12 protein-coding genes are annotated in these 16,062 nt (G+C 64.8%); 2 read left to right on the top strand and 10 right to left on the bottom strand.

Annotated elements, in window-relative coordinates; genetic code table 11:
• Window positions 1-55 precede the first annotated feature (55 nt).
• Window positions 56-2,275, top strand: coding sequence for an NADP-dependent isocitrate dehydrogenase (locus tag OVA06_RS12595; RefSeq protein ID WP_268158665.1), 2,220 nt, complete (start codon window positions 56-58; stop codon window positions 2,273-2,275).
• Between the two features lie 140 nt (window positions 2,276-2,415).
• Here the strand turns inward: OVA06_RS12595 and OVA06_RS12590 are convergent, their stop codons facing one another.
• The 7 genes from OVA06_RS12590 to OVA06_RS12560 form a co-directional block, all read right to left on the bottom strand.
• Window positions 2,416-2,898, bottom strand: a complete 483-nt coding sequence (locus OVA06_RS12590; RefSeq protein ID WP_268158663.1) for a hypothetical protein — start codon at window positions 2,896-2,898, stop codon at window positions 2,416-2,418.
• Window positions 2,895-4,085: a serine/threonine-protein kinase gene (locus OVA06_RS12585; RefSeq protein ID WP_268158661.1), complete on the bottom strand. Its 1,191-nt coding sequence runs from the start codon at window positions 4,083-4,085 to the stop codon at window positions 2,895-2,897. Before OVA06_RS12585 ends, OVA06_RS12590 begins: the two co-directional genes overlap by 4 nt.
• Before the next feature lie 300 nt (window positions 4,086-4,385).
• Window positions 4,386-5,552, bottom strand: a complete 1,167-nt coding sequence (locus OVA06_RS12580; RefSeq protein WP_268158659.1) for a hypothetical protein — start codon at window positions 5,550-5,552, stop codon at window positions 4,386-4,388.
• A gap of 88 nt (window positions 5,553-5,640) precedes the next feature.
• Complete coding sequence (locus OVA06_RS12575) at window positions 5,641-6,651, bottom strand: hypothetical protein (RefSeq protein WP_268158657.1); 1,011 nt, start codon at window positions 6,649-6,651, stop codon at window positions 5,641-5,643.
• A gap of 182 nt (window positions 6,652-6,833) precedes the next feature.
• Entirely contained in the window at window positions 6,834-7,907 is a 1,074-nt protein-coding gene (locus OVA06_RS12570) for a Gfo/Idh/MocA family protein (protein ID WP_268158655.1), read from the bottom strand.
• 99 nt (window positions 7,908-8,006) lie between these two features.
• Entirely contained in the window at window positions 8,007-8,714 is a 708-nt protein-coding gene (locus OVA06_RS12565) for an ABC transporter ATP-binding protein (RefSeq protein ID WP_268158653.1), read from the bottom strand.
• Window positions 8,715-8,716: 2 nt separating this feature from the next.
• A complete protein-coding gene (locus OVA06_RS12560; RefSeq protein ID WP_268158651.1) occupies window positions 8,717-10,177 on the bottom strand; it encodes an ABC transporter permease in 1,461 nt (486 codons plus the stop codon).
• A gap of 243 nt (window positions 10,178-10,420) precedes the next feature.
• Between OVA06_RS12560 and OVA06_RS12555 the strand changes: the two genes are divergently transcribed.
• Complete coding sequence (locus tag OVA06_RS12555; protein ID WP_268158649.1) at window positions 10,421-11,911, top strand: pectate lyase family protein; 1,491 nt, start codon at window positions 10,421-10,423, stop codon at window positions 11,909-11,911.
• Between the two features lie 79 nt (window positions 11,912-11,990).
• Here OVA06_RS12555 and OVA06_RS12550 read toward each other — a convergent pair whose 3' ends face one another.
• From OVA06_RS12550 to mmsA, 3 genes are read right to left on the bottom strand one after another with little or no spacing between them, the layout of a single operon-like run.
• Window positions 11,991-13,088 (bottom strand): substrate-binding domain-containing protein, encoded by a 1,098-nt coding sequence (locus OVA06_RS12550; RefSeq protein ID WP_056082098.1) that lies wholly within the window; start codon window positions 13,086-13,088, stop codon window positions 11,991-11,993.
• A 51-nt stretch (window positions 13,089-13,139) separates the two neighbouring features.
• Window positions 13,140-14,423 carry a multiple monosaccharide ABC transporter permease gene (mmsB, locus tag OVA06_RS12545; RefSeq protein ID WP_261620767.1) on the bottom strand — a complete coding sequence of 428 codons (1,284 nt, stop codon included), beginning with the start codon at window positions 14,421-14,423 and terminating at the stop codon, window positions 13,140-13,142.
• A 43-nt stretch (window positions 14,424-14,466) separates the two neighbouring features.
• A complete protein-coding gene (gene mmsA / locus OVA06_RS12540; protein ID WP_261620766.1) occupies window positions 14,467-16,029 on the bottom strand; it encodes a multiple monosaccharide ABC transporter ATP-binding protein in 1,563 nt (520 codons plus the stop codon).
• Between the last annotated feature and the right edge of the window lie 33 nt (window positions 16,030-16,062).

The following is a 16,062-nucleotide window of genomic DNA, read 5'->3' as shown; positions in this document are numbered from 1 at the left end:
GGTGAAATAGACAAAGGTTTCACAACCAAGCCGACCTTCAGGGAGACGCCCGCGCATGTCCAAGATTATCTACACCCACACCGACGAAGCGCCGATGCTGGCTACCTATTCGTTCCTGCCGATCATCGAGGCGTTTGCTTCGACTGCAGGTGTGGAGGTGGAGACCCGCGACATCTCGCTCGCCGGCCGCATCATCGCTGTGTTCGGCGATTACCTCACTCCGGAGCAGCAGACCGGTGACGCCCTTGCTGAACTGGGTGAACTGGCGAAGACGCCGGAAGCCAACATCATCAAGCTGCCCAACATCAGCGCCTCCATTCCGCAGCTGAAGGCCGCCATCTCTGAGCTGCAGGGCCAGGGCTACGCACTGCCGGACTACCCGGACAACCCTTCCTCGGATGAAGAGACGGCCGTCCGCTCGCGCTACGACAAGATCAAGGGCTCGGCAGTGAACCCGGTCCTCCGCGAAGGCAACTCGGACCGCCGCGCGCCGCTGTCCGTCAAGAACTACGCCCGCCAGAACCCGCACTCCATGGGTGCCTGGACCGCTGACTCCAAGACCAACGTGGCCACCATGGGCCAGAACGACTTCCGGTCCAACGAGAAGTCCGTTGTCATCGAATCGGACGGCACCATCGCCATCCAGCTGGTCCGTGAAGACGGCTCGGTCAAGGTCCTCAAGAAGGCCTTCCCGGTCCTGGCCGGCGAGGTCATCGACGGAACTGTCATGCGTGCCGCGGCCCTGGACGAGTTCCTGAAGGCCCAGGTTGCCCGCGCCAAGGAAGAGGGCGTGCTGTTCTCCGCACACCTCAAGGCCACCATGATGAAGGTTTCGGACCCCATCATCTTCGGCCACGTGGTCAAGGCTTACTTCTCCGAGCTGTTCGACACCTACGGAAAGCAGCTGGCCGCCGCCGGCCTGAGCCCCAACAACGGCCTCGCTGCCATCGTCAGCGGTCTCGAGGACCTGCCGGCGGATGTCCGCGACGGCGTCCAGAACCTCATTAAGAAGGGCCTCGAAGACGGCCCGGCACTGGCCATGGTGGATTCGGACAAGGGCATCACCACCCTGAACGTCCCCTCCGACGTCATCGTGGACGCGTCCATGCCTGCAATGATCCGCAGCTCCGGCCACATGTGGGGCCCGGACGGCAAGGAAGCCGACACCCTGGCCGTCCTGCCGGACAGCTCCTACGCCGGCATCTACCAGGTGGTCCTTGACGACTGCCGCGCCAACGGAGCCTACGACCCCACCACCATGGGCACCGTTCCCAATGTGGGCCTCATGGCACAGGCAGCCGAAGAATACGGCAGCCACGACAAGACCTTTGAGATCCAGGAAGCCGGCACCGTCCAGGTTGTGGATGGATCCGGCAACGTCCTGCTCGAGCACGAAGTGTCCGTCGGCGATATCTGGCGCGCCTGCCAGACCAAGGACGCCCCCATCCGCGACTGGGTCAAACTGGCCGTCACCCGTGCCCGCGCCTCCCAGACGCCGGCCGTGTTCTGGCTGGACGAGGAGCGCGCCCACGACGCCAACCTCATCGCCAAGGTCAACGAGTACCTGAAGGACCACGACACCGAGGGCCTGGATCTCCAGATCCTGTCGCCCGTCAAGGCCACCGCGTTCACCCTGGACCGGATCCGCAAGGGCGAAGACACCATCTCCGTCACTGGCAACGTCCTCCGCGACTACCTCACGGACCTCTTCCCCATCCTGGAACTGGGCACCAGCGCCAAGATGCTCTCCGTGGTGCCGCTGATGAACGGCGGCGGACTCTTCGAGACCGGTGCCGGCGGATCCGCGCCCAAGCACGTCCAGCAGCTGCTGAAGGAAAACCACCTTCGCTGGGACAGCCTCGGCGAATTCCTGGCCCTGGCCGTCAGCTTCGAGCACCTGGCCACCACCACCGGCAACGCCCGCGCCCAGGTCCTGGCTGACACGCTGGACCGCGCCACCGGCACGTTCCTGCTGGAGAACAAGTCGCCGAGCCGCCGCGCCGGCGAACTGGACAACCGCGGCAGCCACTACTTCCTGGCCCGCTACTGGGCCGAGGAACTGGCCAAGCAGACGGACGACGCCGACCTTGCCGCCGCATTCAGCGCCGTCGCCAAGGAACTCTCCTCCCAGGAGGAGGCCATCGTTGGTGAGTTGGCTGCGGTCCAGGGCTCGCCCGTGGACGTCGGAGGCTACTACCACCCCGAGGACGCCAAGGCCTCTGCAGTCATGCGGCCGTCCGCCACCCTGAACAAGGTCATCGCCAGCCTGAGCTAGCGGCAGGCTGCTGCTGCAGTTTCACCAAAGAGGCGGTGCCCCGGATCTGTTCCGGGGTGCCGCCTCTTTCTTGTGCCGTCTGCAAGGTGGAGATCAGCGCCCACGTCCCTTCCGGCGTCGTACGCTGCATCGGTGGGCCGTTATCCGCTGTCTTTGCCCTTGCCCTGGTTGTCCTTCTTGCCTTTGTCCTCGCCGGAGGGCTGCACCGTGGACGGCGCGGGGGCTTCCTGGGCGGGCGGGGTTTGCGCGGCTGCTTGTTCGGCCGCCTGGCGGGCTTCCTCTTCGGCGCGGGCTTTGGCCTGTTCGGTCTTGGCCATGGCGTCGGTCAGGTCGGCCCGGACGGCGGCGGCAATGGTGGTGATGCTGCGGCGGCGTTCGTCCGAGATGCCGCCCCTCGACTGAGCGTCTTCGAGTTCGGCTTCGAGGCCTTCCAACGCCCTGAGTGCGGTGGCGGGATCGTTCTGCGACGTCGCCTGCGTTACCTCAAGCACCCGTGCCTGCAACTGCCTGGCGGCATCGCGCTGGAGCCCCGTTTCGCCGGTCCCGCAGCCGGCGAGCAATCCGGCGGCCAGCAGCGTCGCGGACCAGCGGACGGTCAGCGCCCCGTGCTGTCCAAGCGTCACGGTTCAACACTCTTCTGCAATTCCTTCAGGTGATCGCCGAGTTCCCCGGTGACCGTTGGATACGGCACGACGTCGGCGGGAGACTGCGTGGAGAGGGTCATGATCACCGCGGCAACCACAGCCGCTACCACTATGAGCGTAAGGACCACCGCGATCCAGAATCGCTTGGTGCGGGCCCTCGGATGGAGGTCCCTGTCCTCAGGTTTGTTAATCTGGGGCGAAGCAGCCGCTTCCCGCAGCTCGTCCACGGACTCTTCCGCGGTGATCGACGGCGGGTGGAACGGCATGGCCGGCAGCACCCTGGTGCTTTCGGGTGCGAGTTCGCCGGGTGTGGAAGCGGGTGAAATGAGGGCTTGGCGCAGGACGGTCTCGATGTCCGCGGCGGACGGGCGTTCCAACGGTTCGATGGCAGTCATCGAGCGGAGGAGCTGCGCCCACTCTGCAGGGAGGTCCTCTGGGATTTCGGGCGCCCGGTGCAGCCTGGCCACCGCGGACTCCACGGCGCCACCGGGGTACTCGACGGTTCCCTTAATGCATTCAATCAGCGCGAGGCCGAACGAATAGATGTCCGTGGCGGCGGAGAGCGGCTGGCCAAGTGCCTGTTCCGGGCTGAGGTACGCGGCAGTGCCCACCATGGTTCCGGTGGCGGTGAGACGGGTGGAGTCCGCGATTCGCGCAATGCCGAAATCGGTGAGCTTGGGGCGCAGGGGTTCGCCGGGCCGGATCTGGACCAGCAGGATATTGGCAGGTTTGATGTCTCGGTGGATTACGCCCAGCCCATGGACGTAGGCCAGGGCGTCAGCGATTCCGGCGCCGATGACGGCCAGTTCTTCCAGTGGGACACGGCTGTGGCGGATGCGGCCGCGGAGGTCCTGGCCCTCCACGAGTTCCATGGTGAGGAACGGACGTGGCTCGTCCGGGATCCGGGTATCGATGCCGGCGTCGAAAAGCGTGACGAGGCCGGGATGGTTCAACGTGGCCAGCAGCTGGATTTCCGCTTCCTGGCGTTTCAGTTCTTCGGTGTCCGGGGCCTGCGGGGCGAAGAGCTTAAGGGCCACATCACGGCCCAGGTTCTCGTCCCGGGCGCTGTACACCGAAGACATTCCCCCGCGGCCGATGACCTCATTCAACCGGTAGCGACCGCCGACAATCTCGTTCGTGGTGGAGCTGGGCGATTCCGCCACCATGTCCCGTCCCTCCCGGTGCGATGCGGCACTGTCGTACTCAAATCATACCGGCGGAGGGGAGACCCGGCGATTGACCTTGGGTCTCGCGGCGCACACGCCGAGGGTCCGGCGGCGGAACTCCAGCATCCGCCGCCGAACCATCGGCCACAAGGACATGCGTGCTGATGACATGTTTGCGTGCTTTTCCGGTTCTGTGTCCTGGTCCTCCTTCCCCGCGGCCCGTGGAGTGCTGCCGCTTCAGGCGCGATTCACGGGCGCCTTCCCACTTCGTTCAGGGGGAATGCAACGCAGGAGCGTGTATCAGGAAGTCCTGCGCCGGCGAAGCACCAGGATCCCGGCGGCCAGGAGCAACAGGGCCAGCGGGACGAGGGAGCCGTCCAGGCCGGTGTTGGCCAGTGCGGCCGCACCGCCCTGGGCAGGAGCGCTTCGCGGTGTGGTGTCTGCGGCGATGACCCCACTGACTGCTGTTGAACCGGCGGGTGCTACGGAGATGCCGTTGGTTCCGGTTGTGCCTGCGCCTGGGGTGCCGGTGCCCGTACCGTTACCGGACCCTGCGCCGTTGCCGCTGCCGGGGTTTTCAGTCCCCGGGGTATCGGTGCCCGATGCGCCTGTTCCGGGATCCACGGTGCCAACGCCGCCGGTGTCGCCGTCGCCCGGGTTCTCAGTGCCGGGCGTACCGGTGCCGGGGTTTTCAGTGCCCGGGGTCTCCGTGCCGATGCCGCCGATGCCAAGGTCTACTCCCAGGTCAATTCCGGCATCCACTCCGCCGTTGTTTCCGGCGCCGCCGAGACCGAGGTCAATGGCTGCGTCGACAACGGCGGTGAGGCCGTCGTTGGTGCCTTCGTTGGAGCCGGTGACCCCGCCCAGGTCCACGACTGCATCGGCATCTACGACAACGTCAGCGTTGGTGCCGTCGGTTCCGGCGTCGCCGAGACCGAGGTCAATGGCTGCGTCGACGACGGCGGTGAGGCCGTCGTTGGTGCCTTCGTTGGAGCCGGTGACGCCGCCGAGGTCCACGATTGCATCTGCGGCGAGAGCTACATCGGCCGCGTTGGCCGCGGGGACCGGTTCCGCCATGGCTGAACCGGTACCCAGGCCGACGTTCACATCTGCCTGGACGTCCACGTCGGCCGTCGCTGCCTCGGGAGCAGTGCTGCCGCCCCCGAGGCCCAGGCCAACTACGGCGGCCGCAGCAAGCCCGCTGCCGGCTCCGGCGGTGCTGTCTCCGGCGTTCAGCGCGACGTCCACTACGGCGGCGACGCCCGTTGAGTCTGACGGCGTTGGGCCACCCAGCAGGCCCAACGACGCCGTATCAGCGGACGCCGCCGCCGAGATCAGGGCGGATGCGGAAAGATCCGATCCGGTGGTGTTGGTGGTGTCCGCCGCGCTCGCTGCTGTGCAGCCGAATGCCAGCAGTCCACCGGCGAAGAGGGTGCCAAGCAGCCCCCTGCGAAGGTTGGAACTCATGATGGTTTCTCCTGAAGAAGTTGATGAAGGGCGCTGATGCAGCTGCCCATATGGCCGCGTGCTGCCGCAAGGGGCAGCTGGGACTCAACTAGTCAGGCGAAGAACCGGGGTCGAAGGACACCGGTGCAGGGGTGTGTTCACGGTCGTCCCGGGCCAGGACGGCGCGGGAGAGGAAATGATCAAAGTGGTAGGCGCTTAGCCAGGCAGCGGAACCGGAGGCGGCGGAAGCAGACCCACCACTGCCAGTGCCGGTGCCCGGAAGGGCAGGGGACTGAGCCGGCTGGTACGCGGGATCGTCAGTGGCCGCCCGGCCGTCGTCGCCGCCACCCGAGGGGTGCACAGCAGGCTCGATGCCGGAGGTTTCAGCAAGGAATGCCGCACCGTAGCCCGGGAAAACGGTAAGGGCCGGCGCCGCAACGTTCACTTCGGCTGCCGGGGCCGGTTCAGCCGCGCCGAACGACTCGGCCGGTACCGCATCGGCGGCATTCTGCATGGGCTCAACGACATTGGTGCCGGCCGCGGGAACCGGTACGGAGGCCGGCAGTTCTTCCAGCGGCAAGGTTTCGGAGAGATCGGGAAGCGGAAGCGGGTCTGAGCCGGTCACAAGATCGGATACCGGGACCAACACCGGTTCAAGCGCGGGGGTGGCCTCGGCGACCGGTGGAACCACGGCCTCAACAAGGGCCGCAGTGGTCCCGTCCGCGACGTCAACGATGGGCGTTGCAACGGCAGAAACTGTGCCCGTTGAAACCACTCGGTTCACCACGCGCACTGAGGAGATCAAGTTGTCCGCCACAGCCGAAACCTCGCTGGCAACCGGCTGCGGCAGCCCTGTCGGCCGGGCGGGTACAGGAGCGGGGGCTGGCGTCGGAACGGTAGTCGACGTCTGCGAATCCAAGGGAACAGTTCCGGCAACCTTGCCTGTCACCGCGGAAACGGACGACGTTACGGAGCTGGTGACACCGCCCAGGAGGGAAGAAGCCTCAGAAAGGGTATCGGCGGACGCAGCCGTGGATGACATCGTCAACCAGCCGATGGCCGCGGCCCCGGCAAGCAACACGGGACGCATGGCACGCCACGGCGAATGTGCATCAGCCATGAGTACCACCCCCAGTACCGTTAGAAAACGACGATGGCCAAATCCTAGGACTGCTTATCGTTGAAAGTCCAGGGGTCAATAAAAGAATGTGACGGAAACTGTTGCCGCCCGCTAATAAGCCCCAGAATTTCCGGCCGACATTGTCATGTCATTGACGGTTTATTTCGCGGGCCGCCGAAGCTTCAACGGTGCCCGTCATTCGGATAGCTGACGCCCAGCTGGGCCCGTACCCCGTCAAAGAGGCGCATCGTATTCAGCGAATCTTCCAGCGGCATTACCGGACTTTCCGCAATGCCCTGCTGGATGCAGCGGGTCACTTCGCGTAGTTCGTAGGTGTAGCCCTTGCCCACGACGTCGAACGTTTCGGTCCGCCGCTCGTCCCACCCCGTGGCCACGATCAGTTCGCGGGGGTTATTGATCGACCCGGCACTCTGGAGGAAGCCGAGGCTTCCGGCAACGGTCGCGGTGCGCGGTCCATGTGCCAAAAGCGATGAGGTCAGTTGGACCTGCGCGCCGTGGTGGTAGCCGAGCGTCAGTGCGTTCTGGGTATCGACGCCGTCGTCGTTGACATGCCCTGTGGCGCTCACGGTTTGGGGGAACCCGAGCGTTCCCAGCGCCCAGAGCAGGGGGTAGACGGTGAGATCGAGCAGCGCCCCGCCGCCATCTTGCCGTGCCCACAGCCGGGCGGTGGGGGAGTATGGTGCGGGGAAACCCAAATCGGCGGTGACCCAGTGGATCTCTCCCAGCTCACCGGACGCAGCGATGTCGAAAGCGCGCTGCATGCCGGGCAGGAAGCGGCTCCAGACGGCCTCCATCAGGAAGAGGTTGCGGCTGCGGGCAGCATCAATCAGTTCAGCCGCTTCCCGGGCGTTGATGGTGAAGGCTTTTTCGCACAGGACGTGCTTGCCCGCCTGAAGTGCGGCCAAGACGATCTGGTGGTGCTGCGCATGCGGGGTGGCAACGTAGACGACGTCCACCGCATCATCGGCGAGCAACCGCTGGTAGCCGTGTACGCCGTCGTGGTCCCCGTACGCTTTGCCGACGCCATAGGCGGCAGCGAAAGAGTCCGCCGTCGCCTGCCCCCGGGAACTGACGGCGTACAGTTCGGCATCTGCCAGCAGGGTCAGGTCCTGCGCCACGGATTTGGCGATTCCACCGGTGGCGATGATTCCCCAGCGGAGGGGCGCGCCGGTGGCCGAACGCGGGTCCGTGTCGGCCTGGCTGGACAACCATGGTGTGGCGATGGGGGCACTCATTCAGTCATCCTGCCACAGGACTGAAGGAGCGTTGGGGATTGGTCCCCGTGGGTGCGGGGGGTGATGGGGAGGGCACGACGCCGGCCCTCCCCATTCCTGCTAGGCCGTCACCGGGAGCGGGGTCCGGTGGTGCGCCTGGTCCTCCGTCAGCTTTCCCTGCTGCAGCCGGAACCTGCGGTCGGTCTTATTGGCCAGCGCACGGTCGTGGGTAACCACCAGGATGGTGGTGTTGTGGTCGCGGCTGAGGGCGCTGAGGAGCGAGATGATGTGGTCCCCGGTCTGCTCGTCCAGGTTGCCCGTGGGTTCATCGGCCAGGATCAGCTTCGGCTCGTTGGCCAGGGCGCGGGCGATGGCGACGCGCTGCTGCTCGCCGCCGGAAAGCCGGTTGGTGCGCCTGGCGTGTTTGTCCTGGACCAGCTGGACCTGCTCCAACAGATCCTTGGCGCGCTGCCGGCGGGCGGCCTTGCGCATTCCCGCGAACTCCATGGGCAGCATCACGTTGTCCACTGCAGAGAGGTTGGGGATCAGGTTGAACTGCTGGAAGACGAAGCCGATGTCCCGCCGGCGGTATTCGGTCAGTTTGGCATCCGGCATCCCCGCCAGGCTCACGCCGTTGACCGCGACGTCGCCGCTGGTGGGCTTGTCCAGCGCACCAAGGAGGGAAAGCAGTGTGCTTTTCCCGCTTCCGCTCTTTCCGACGATCGAGGCGAGGGTGCCCTGTTCGAGGACGAAGCTGACGTCATTGACCGGCTTGATGGTGCGGTCGCCCGAGTTGAAGGTGCGGACCAGGTTCTTGACTTCAATCATGGCTATTCTCCTCGCAGGACTTCGATGGGACGGATGCGTGCCGTGAGTAGCGCGGGAACCAGCGCGCCAATGATCGCGACGCCGAACACCGCCGCAATGCCGGCGGCGATGACGCCGGGGGAGGCGCTGGCAGTGACGGAGGTGAGCAACTGGGAGGCGCCACCGAACGGATTCCCGCCCGGGAAACCAGCGCCGCCGCCCGGAAAGCCTGCTCCGCCCCCGGGAACTCCGCCGGGCATGCCACGCCCGGCAGTGGTTGCCGTCGTCGTTCCCGTGCTGTTGGTGCTGATCAGCGCGGAGGCGATGCCGCTGCTGGCAAAAGCCGCGATGATGGCGCCCGCTGTGCTGCCCAGCGCCGCCAGGACCAGGGCCTCGAGGACGAACTGCAGGCCGATGGTGCGGTTGGGCGCACCGATGGCCTTCAGGACGCCGATTTCCCGTCGGCGCTCGCGGACCAGCATGACCATAATCAACAGGATGATCAGCCCGGCGGTGCCGAGTGCAGCGACGAAGGCGATGAACGAGATGTTCTTGACGCTGCCGAGGGAGCTGACGGCTGTCTCCAGGTTTTGTCCCTGCGTGACGTCCGCCTTGTCCGTGCCGAGCGCGTCCTGCAGGGCGGTCTTGGCGGATGCGACATTGTCCAGCGAATTCACCGTGACGATCATGCTGGACAGTTCATCAGGGAGCCCGGCAAGCGCCTGGGCGGCAGGAAGCGTGAGGTAAACGGCGTTGTTGCCGAAAGTGGTTCCGGCATCGAAGAGGCCGGAAACGGTGTACGTCTGGTCGTTGATGGTGAACGTGGAGCCGACGGTGAGGTTGTTCTTTTCCGCCAGGGTGGTGCCCAGGAGGGCATTCGTGGACTCGGCGGTGTAGTCGCCCAGCCCTGCGCCTTCGGTGATGGTGAGCGCCTTGCCCGTGGTGTCCACCTCGGCGCCGATGCCCGTAGCCGTTATGGGCAGCGACCGCATGGGCTGGGTGGTTGTGGATCCGGTGGACCCCGTGGTTCCATTTGACTGCTGGTTGCGGTTGCCCAGCGTTCCCGCGTCCACTGCAGCGGTGAGGCTGGTGGTCAGCGTTGCTGCGGCCTGCCCGCCGGGTCCACCCTGCCCGCCGGGGCCCTGGCCTCCGGTTCCGGTCTGTGCCGCGCCCTCGGTGGCGTTGCGGAGGCGCAACGACGAGGTCCCGACGACGGCGCTGACGTTGGGCACGGCCGCGGCGGTGGCTGCCAGTCCGGTGGTGAGGGGCTCGCCGCCACCTTCGAAGCCTTGGCCGCCTGCGGGGTTGACGGTCAGGACGGTGCCCACAGAGGCATTGAGCTCCTGGACTTTTGCTCCCACGGCCTGGTTGGCCACCAGCATGGCCAGGGCCAGTCCGATGGCGACAGCCAGGACCGCAACCACGGCCGCGGTCCTGACTTTGTTTCTGAAGGCGTTGCCTACGCTCCGGGCAAGGACGCTCACGTTTCTCCTATGGTTCAGGTGCCGGCCCGGGAGGCCGGCGTCGGATCCACCCTCGCCGGGCATGCTGTGCAGGAATCCGGCTGAACCTGTGTTTGCCCTGTGAAGACCCCTTGACAGTCTTGTCATGACGCGCGTAAGAATTAAGCTATTGCTCAGAAACCGCTTTCTCAGCAATGACTTCCCACCCCTCTATCCGCACCTCTCAAGGCATGTGGTTTCTGTGGCATGCCGGAAAACAGGCCGATGACGTCCAATCCCAGCAGTAAGAAACTCCTTCCTAAACGACTGCGCAGAAGATCTGCCCTGATCGCCGGGGCATCCGCCATCGCGCTCGCCGCCGGCCTGGCAGGGACCGCCCCCGCGGTGGCCGGGCCCGCACCCACCGGTGGAGGCGTCATCAAACCCGACGACGCGGCACCGACTGGTTGGGCCGCCGTCGGACGTGCCACGGACGGCGGGGCCGGCGCACCTGCTGAAAGTCGGTACGAGGTAAATAGCCTCGCGGAACTGAAGGCCGCGCTGGCCAACAACGGCCATCCCACCGCTCCCAAGATCGTCTATGTGAACGGCACCATCGACGGCAACCAAACCCCGGACGGGCGGATCCTTGGTGAGCAGGACTACGCACCGGGCTATGACATCAACCAGTACATCTCCTGCTTTGGACCTGGCGGCAAGGTCTGGAGCGACCAGACTTTCGAGTACTGCAAGAAGCAGCGCCAGCTTCGCCAGACCGGCAGCAACAACATGAAGCGGCAGATCGAAGTCAGCTTGCCCAGCAACACCACACTGGTTGGCCTCGGCGAGGACTCAGGATTCGTTGGTGCCAACATCGTGATCCTGAGTGCCACTAATGTGGTGATGCGGAACCTCAGCGTGGAAGCGCCGGTGGACTTCTTCAGCACCTGGTCACCGGATGACGGTAACGGCGCCTGGAACGCGCGGTTCGACGCCGTATCCTCGGTGACATCGGATCACCTGTGGATTGACCATGTCAGCCTCTCCGACGGTCGGTTCCCGGACAGCGAAGCTCCGAAAGGCCCTAACGGCAAACCGGCTAACCGGCACGACGGCCTCCTAGACCTGAAGGACGGCACCGACTTCGTGACCATTTCCAACAGCAGGCTCTCCAATCATGACAAGACCATGCTCCTGGGGTCCGGTGACGAGCACGTTGACAAGGACGGCGGCAAGCTGCGCGTCAGCTACATCGGCAACTACTTCGAGAACCTCCAGCAGCGTGCACCCCGTGTCCGGTTTGGCCAGGTCCATGTGGTTAATAACTACTTCGCCGGCAGCACCGACGATCCGCACTACCCGTTGGTGAGCGAGGCCCAGGGCGGCAGCAGCTATTTCCTCGGCGCCGGCTACGAGTCGCGGATCTTCTCCGAACGCAACGCCTTCGAATTCACGGGTCCCGGCGCTGACCCGTCGATCATGGTCAGCAGCTACAATGGCCACCGGTTCAGCGACACCGGCTCCTGGTACAACGGGCAGCCCACGGACCTCAACGCCATCGCCAAAGCCTCGTTTGAGCAGAACCGCGCGGAAGCACTGGCCGAGGCAGAAGCCGGCGGCGTCCCGGCTCCGGACTGGACGGGCTGGGACTTCACCACCGACGTGGGCTGGGACCCCGCCGATGTCTACAGTTACAAAGCCTTCAGCACCCCGCAGGCAGTGAAGAACCACGCGCTGAACTTCACAGGCCCCGGAGTACTCAAGGTTAAGCCGTAGAACAGGCCGCCCCAACAGCAGGCGGGAACGGAAACAGCCCGGCCCCCACAAGGGAGCCGGGCTGTTCCGGAATGAAGTGCTACTTGGTGATCGGGCCCAGTACCGGATCGTCGGCGTAGGCGGTCTTCACGTTGGCGGCGGTCACGATGACCGGCTCCAGCAGGTAGGCCGGAACGGTCTTCACGCCGTTGTTGTAGGAGTCCTTGTCGTTGATTTCCAGGTCCTTGCCGGCCTGGAGGTCCTTCACCATGGTGATGGCGTGCTCAACGAGCTTGCGGGTGTCCTTGTTGATGGTTGAGTACTGCTCTCCGGCCATGATGGACTTGACCGACTCGACCTCGGAGTCCTGGCCGGTTACCACGGGGAGCGGCTTGCCGGCTGCCTTGACGGAGGTCAGGACTGCGCGGGCCAGGGTGTCGTTCGGGGAGAGGACGCCGTCCAGGGAAGCACTGGTGTAGCTGCCGGTCAGCAGTGTGTCAGCGCGGCGCTGGGCGTTCTCGGCCTTCCAGCCCTGGGTGACAGCCTGTTCGAAGTTCGTCTGGCCGGACAGCACCTTGAGCGTGCCGTCGTCGATCTTCGGCTTCAGGACGCTCATGGCGCCGTCGAAGAAGACCTTGGCGTTGGCATCATCAGGGGAGCCGGCGAACAGTTCGACGTTGTACGGGCCATTGGGCTTCTTGGCCTTGAGTCCGTCCAGCAGGGCCTGGCCCTGCAGTTCGCCAACCTTGAAGTTGTCGTAGGCCACGTAGTAGTCCACGTTCTCGGTGTTCAGCAGCAGCCGGTCATAGGCAATGATGGTGGCGCCGGCGTCCTTGGCCTGCTTGAGCTGGGTGCCCAGCTGGGAGCCGTCGATGGCGCCCACGATGATGACCTTGGCACCCTTGGTGACCATCGCGCTGATCTGGTTCTGCTGCTCCGACACGCCGCCGTTGGCGAACTGGACGTCAGCCTTGAAGCCCGCTCCGTTGAGGCCGTCATTGAACAGCTTCTCGGCCAGGACCCAGTTCTCACTGGTCTTCTGGGGAAGCGCGACGCCGATGGAGGAGTTCTGTTCGAATCCGCCGGCGCCGCCACTCGCTCCGCCCGATGGGGTTTCCGAGCGGCCGCAGCCCGTCAGCGCCAGTGCTGCGATGGCAGCTACCGCTGCGGCCTTTCCTGCTTTACCAAACATTCGCATAGTTGGTTTTCTCTTTCTTTGTGATGGATTACCGCTATTCGGTTGCAAAGCTCAGGCTTCCCTGGCAATCGCTTCCTTGGTGGAGGTGGTTTCGTCGGGTTGGGTGGGGCTGCTGGGGCCACCGCCGGACCGGCCCATGTTCCTGGTCAGCAGGCCGATGATGGACGTCTTGCCCTGGCTCTTGTTGTAGACGTCGAAGGCGACGGCGATCAGCAGCACCAGGCCCTTGATGATCTGGGTAAGGTCGGCGCCGACGCCGAGCAGCTGGAGGCCGTTGTTCAGTACCGCCATGACCAGGCCACCGATGATGGACCCGACCACGGTGCCCACGCCGCCGGTCACCGCGGCGCCGCCGATAAAGACTGCAGCGATGGCGTCCAGTTCCCAGCCCACGCCGTCGAACGGGCCTGATGCCGTGGACCGGCCAACGAAAATCATGCCGGCCAGGCCGGCCAGGATGGACATGTTCATCATCACCAGGAAGTTGACCTTCTTGGACTGCACACCGGAGAGCTCGGCCGCGTGCCGGTTCCCGCCCACTGCGTATACGTGCCGGCCCAGGATGGTACGGGAGGAGATGAAGCCGTAGAGCAGTACCAGGACAGCCAGGATGAGGCCGGGGATGGGGAACGACGTTCCGGGCCGGCCGGTGGCGAACAGGTATGTGGCGTACAGGATGGCACCGCAGACCAGGACCAGCTTCAGGGCCGTGACCCACATTTCCGGGACCTCGGCACCCAGGGCCTTGGCGCGGGACCTGGAGCGCAGTTCTCCCCAGACCACGAACGCCGCGGCGGCGATGCCGAGGAGCAGGGTGAGGTTGTTGAACCCGGTGTTAGGGCCTACTTCCGGCAGGTAGCCGGAGCCCAGGTACTGGAAGTCATTGGGGACGGGGATGGTGTTGGACTTGCCGACGAACTGGTTGAAGCCGCGGAACAGGAGCATGCCGGCCAACGTGACGATGAAGGCGGGGATCCCCACATAGGCCGTCCACCATCCTTGCCAGGCACCGATGGCGGCGCCGAGTACGAGGCCGAGCAGCACGCCCGCCCACCAGGGGATGCCCCAGTCGCGGATGGCCAGGGCAACGGTGACACCCACGAACGCCGCAACCGAACCGACGGAAAGGTCGATGTGGCCGGCGATGATCACCAGGACCATGCCGATGGCAAGGATCAGGATGTAGGAGTTGCCGTTGAAGAGGTTGATGACGTTGCCGGGCGTCAGGGTCCGGCCTTCGGTGAAGATCTGGAAGAAGACGATCAAGGCCACCAGGGCAAAGATCATGCCGAATTGGCGGGTGTTGCCGCCAAACAGCTTTTTGAGGGCGTTCATGGTCAGTCCTTGGGTCCGGAAGTTTCTGGGGTGATCCAGGGGATCAGGCGGCTTTGCGGTTGGGGTTGGAGGTCATCAGTTTCATCAGGTTTTCCTGGCTGGCCTCGTCTTTGTCCAGGACACCGGTGACGGTGCCTTCGAAGATGGTGTAGATGCGGTCGGACAGGCCCAGGAGCTCGGGGAGTTCGGAGGAAATGACAATCACTCCCTTGCCCTGGTTCGCCAGTTGCTGGATGATGCCGTAGATCTCGTACTTGGCACCGACGTCGATGCCGCGGGTGGGTTCATCCAGGATCAGCAGGTCGGGGTCCGTGAACATCCATTTGGCCAGGACCACCTTCTGCTGGTTGCCGCCGGAGAGCTTGGCCACGCCTTCTTCCACCGACGGAGTCTTGGTGCGCAGGGACTTGCGGTACTGCTCAGCAACGGTGAATTCCTGGTTCGCATCCACCACGGAGTGGCGGCTGATTTTGCGAAGGTTGGCGGCCACCGTTGTGGTCTTGATGTCATCCAGCAGGTTCAGGCCCAGGGATTTGCGGTCCTCCGTCACATAGCCCAGGCCGGCATCGATGGCCTGGCGCACGGACTTGAGCGTGACTTCCTTGCCCTCCTTATAGACGTGCCCGTCGATGAACCGCCCGTACGACCGGCCGAAGACGGACCTGGCCAGTTCGGTGCGGCCCGCGCCCATCAGCCCGGCGAAACCGACGATCTCGCCCCGGCGGACAAAGAAGCTGGAGTTCTTGCACACCAGCCTGTCCTGGACCTGAGGGTGGCCCACGGTCCAGTCCTTCACCTCGAAGAAGACCTCACCGATCTTGGGGGTGTGGTCCGGGAACCTGGACTCCAGGGTGCGGCCCACCATGCCTTTGATGATCCGGTCCTCGTCCACGCCGTCCGCTTTCACGTTCAGCGTCTCGATGGACTTGCCGTCGCGGATGATGGTGATCGAATCGGCGATCTGCTCAATCTCGTTGAGCTTGTGGGAAATGATGATGGAGGTGATGCCCTTGGCCTTCAGGCCCTTCATCAGGTCCAGCAGGTGCTGGGAATCGGACTCGTTCAGGGCCGCCGTGGGTTCGTCCAGGATGAGGATCTTCACGGACTTGTTCAGCGCCTTGGCGATTTCGACGAGCTGCTGCTTGCCGACGCCGATTTCCTTGATGGGCGTGTCCGGATCCTCGCGCAGGCCTACGCGGGCCAGCAGGTCCAGGGACCGGAGCCGGGCTTCGGCCCAGTTGATAACGCCGCGCTTGGTGGGTTCGTTGCCCAGGAAGATGTTTTCCATGATGGACAGCTCGGGAATCAGCGCCAGTTCCTGGTGGATGATCACGATGCCGGCGTGCTCGCTGGCCCGGATGTCCCGGAACTGCTGCACCTGGCCCTGGTAGACGATGTCGCCGTCGTAGCTGCCGTAGGGGTAGACGCCCGAAAGGACTTTCATCAGGGTGGACTTGCCGGCCCCATTTTCGCCGCAGATGGCGTGGATTTCCCCTGCCTTTACCCGCAGGTTCACGTTGGCCAAGGCTTTAACGCCGGGGAATTCTTTGGTGATGGACCGCATCTCAAGGATGATCGGCTCCGCTTGCGTGGTCTGGGACGTCATGTGGCCCTAACCCTCCAATGCAATGACTTCTTT

This window comes from Pseudarthrobacter sp. SL88, from assembly GCF_026672455.1.
Taxonomy (GTDB): Bacteria; Actinomycetota; Actinomycetes; order Actinomycetales; family Micrococcaceae; genus Arthrobacter.
Note: the sequence above shows the minus strand (reverse complement) of the source record. Positions and strands in the feature narration are given on the sequence as shown.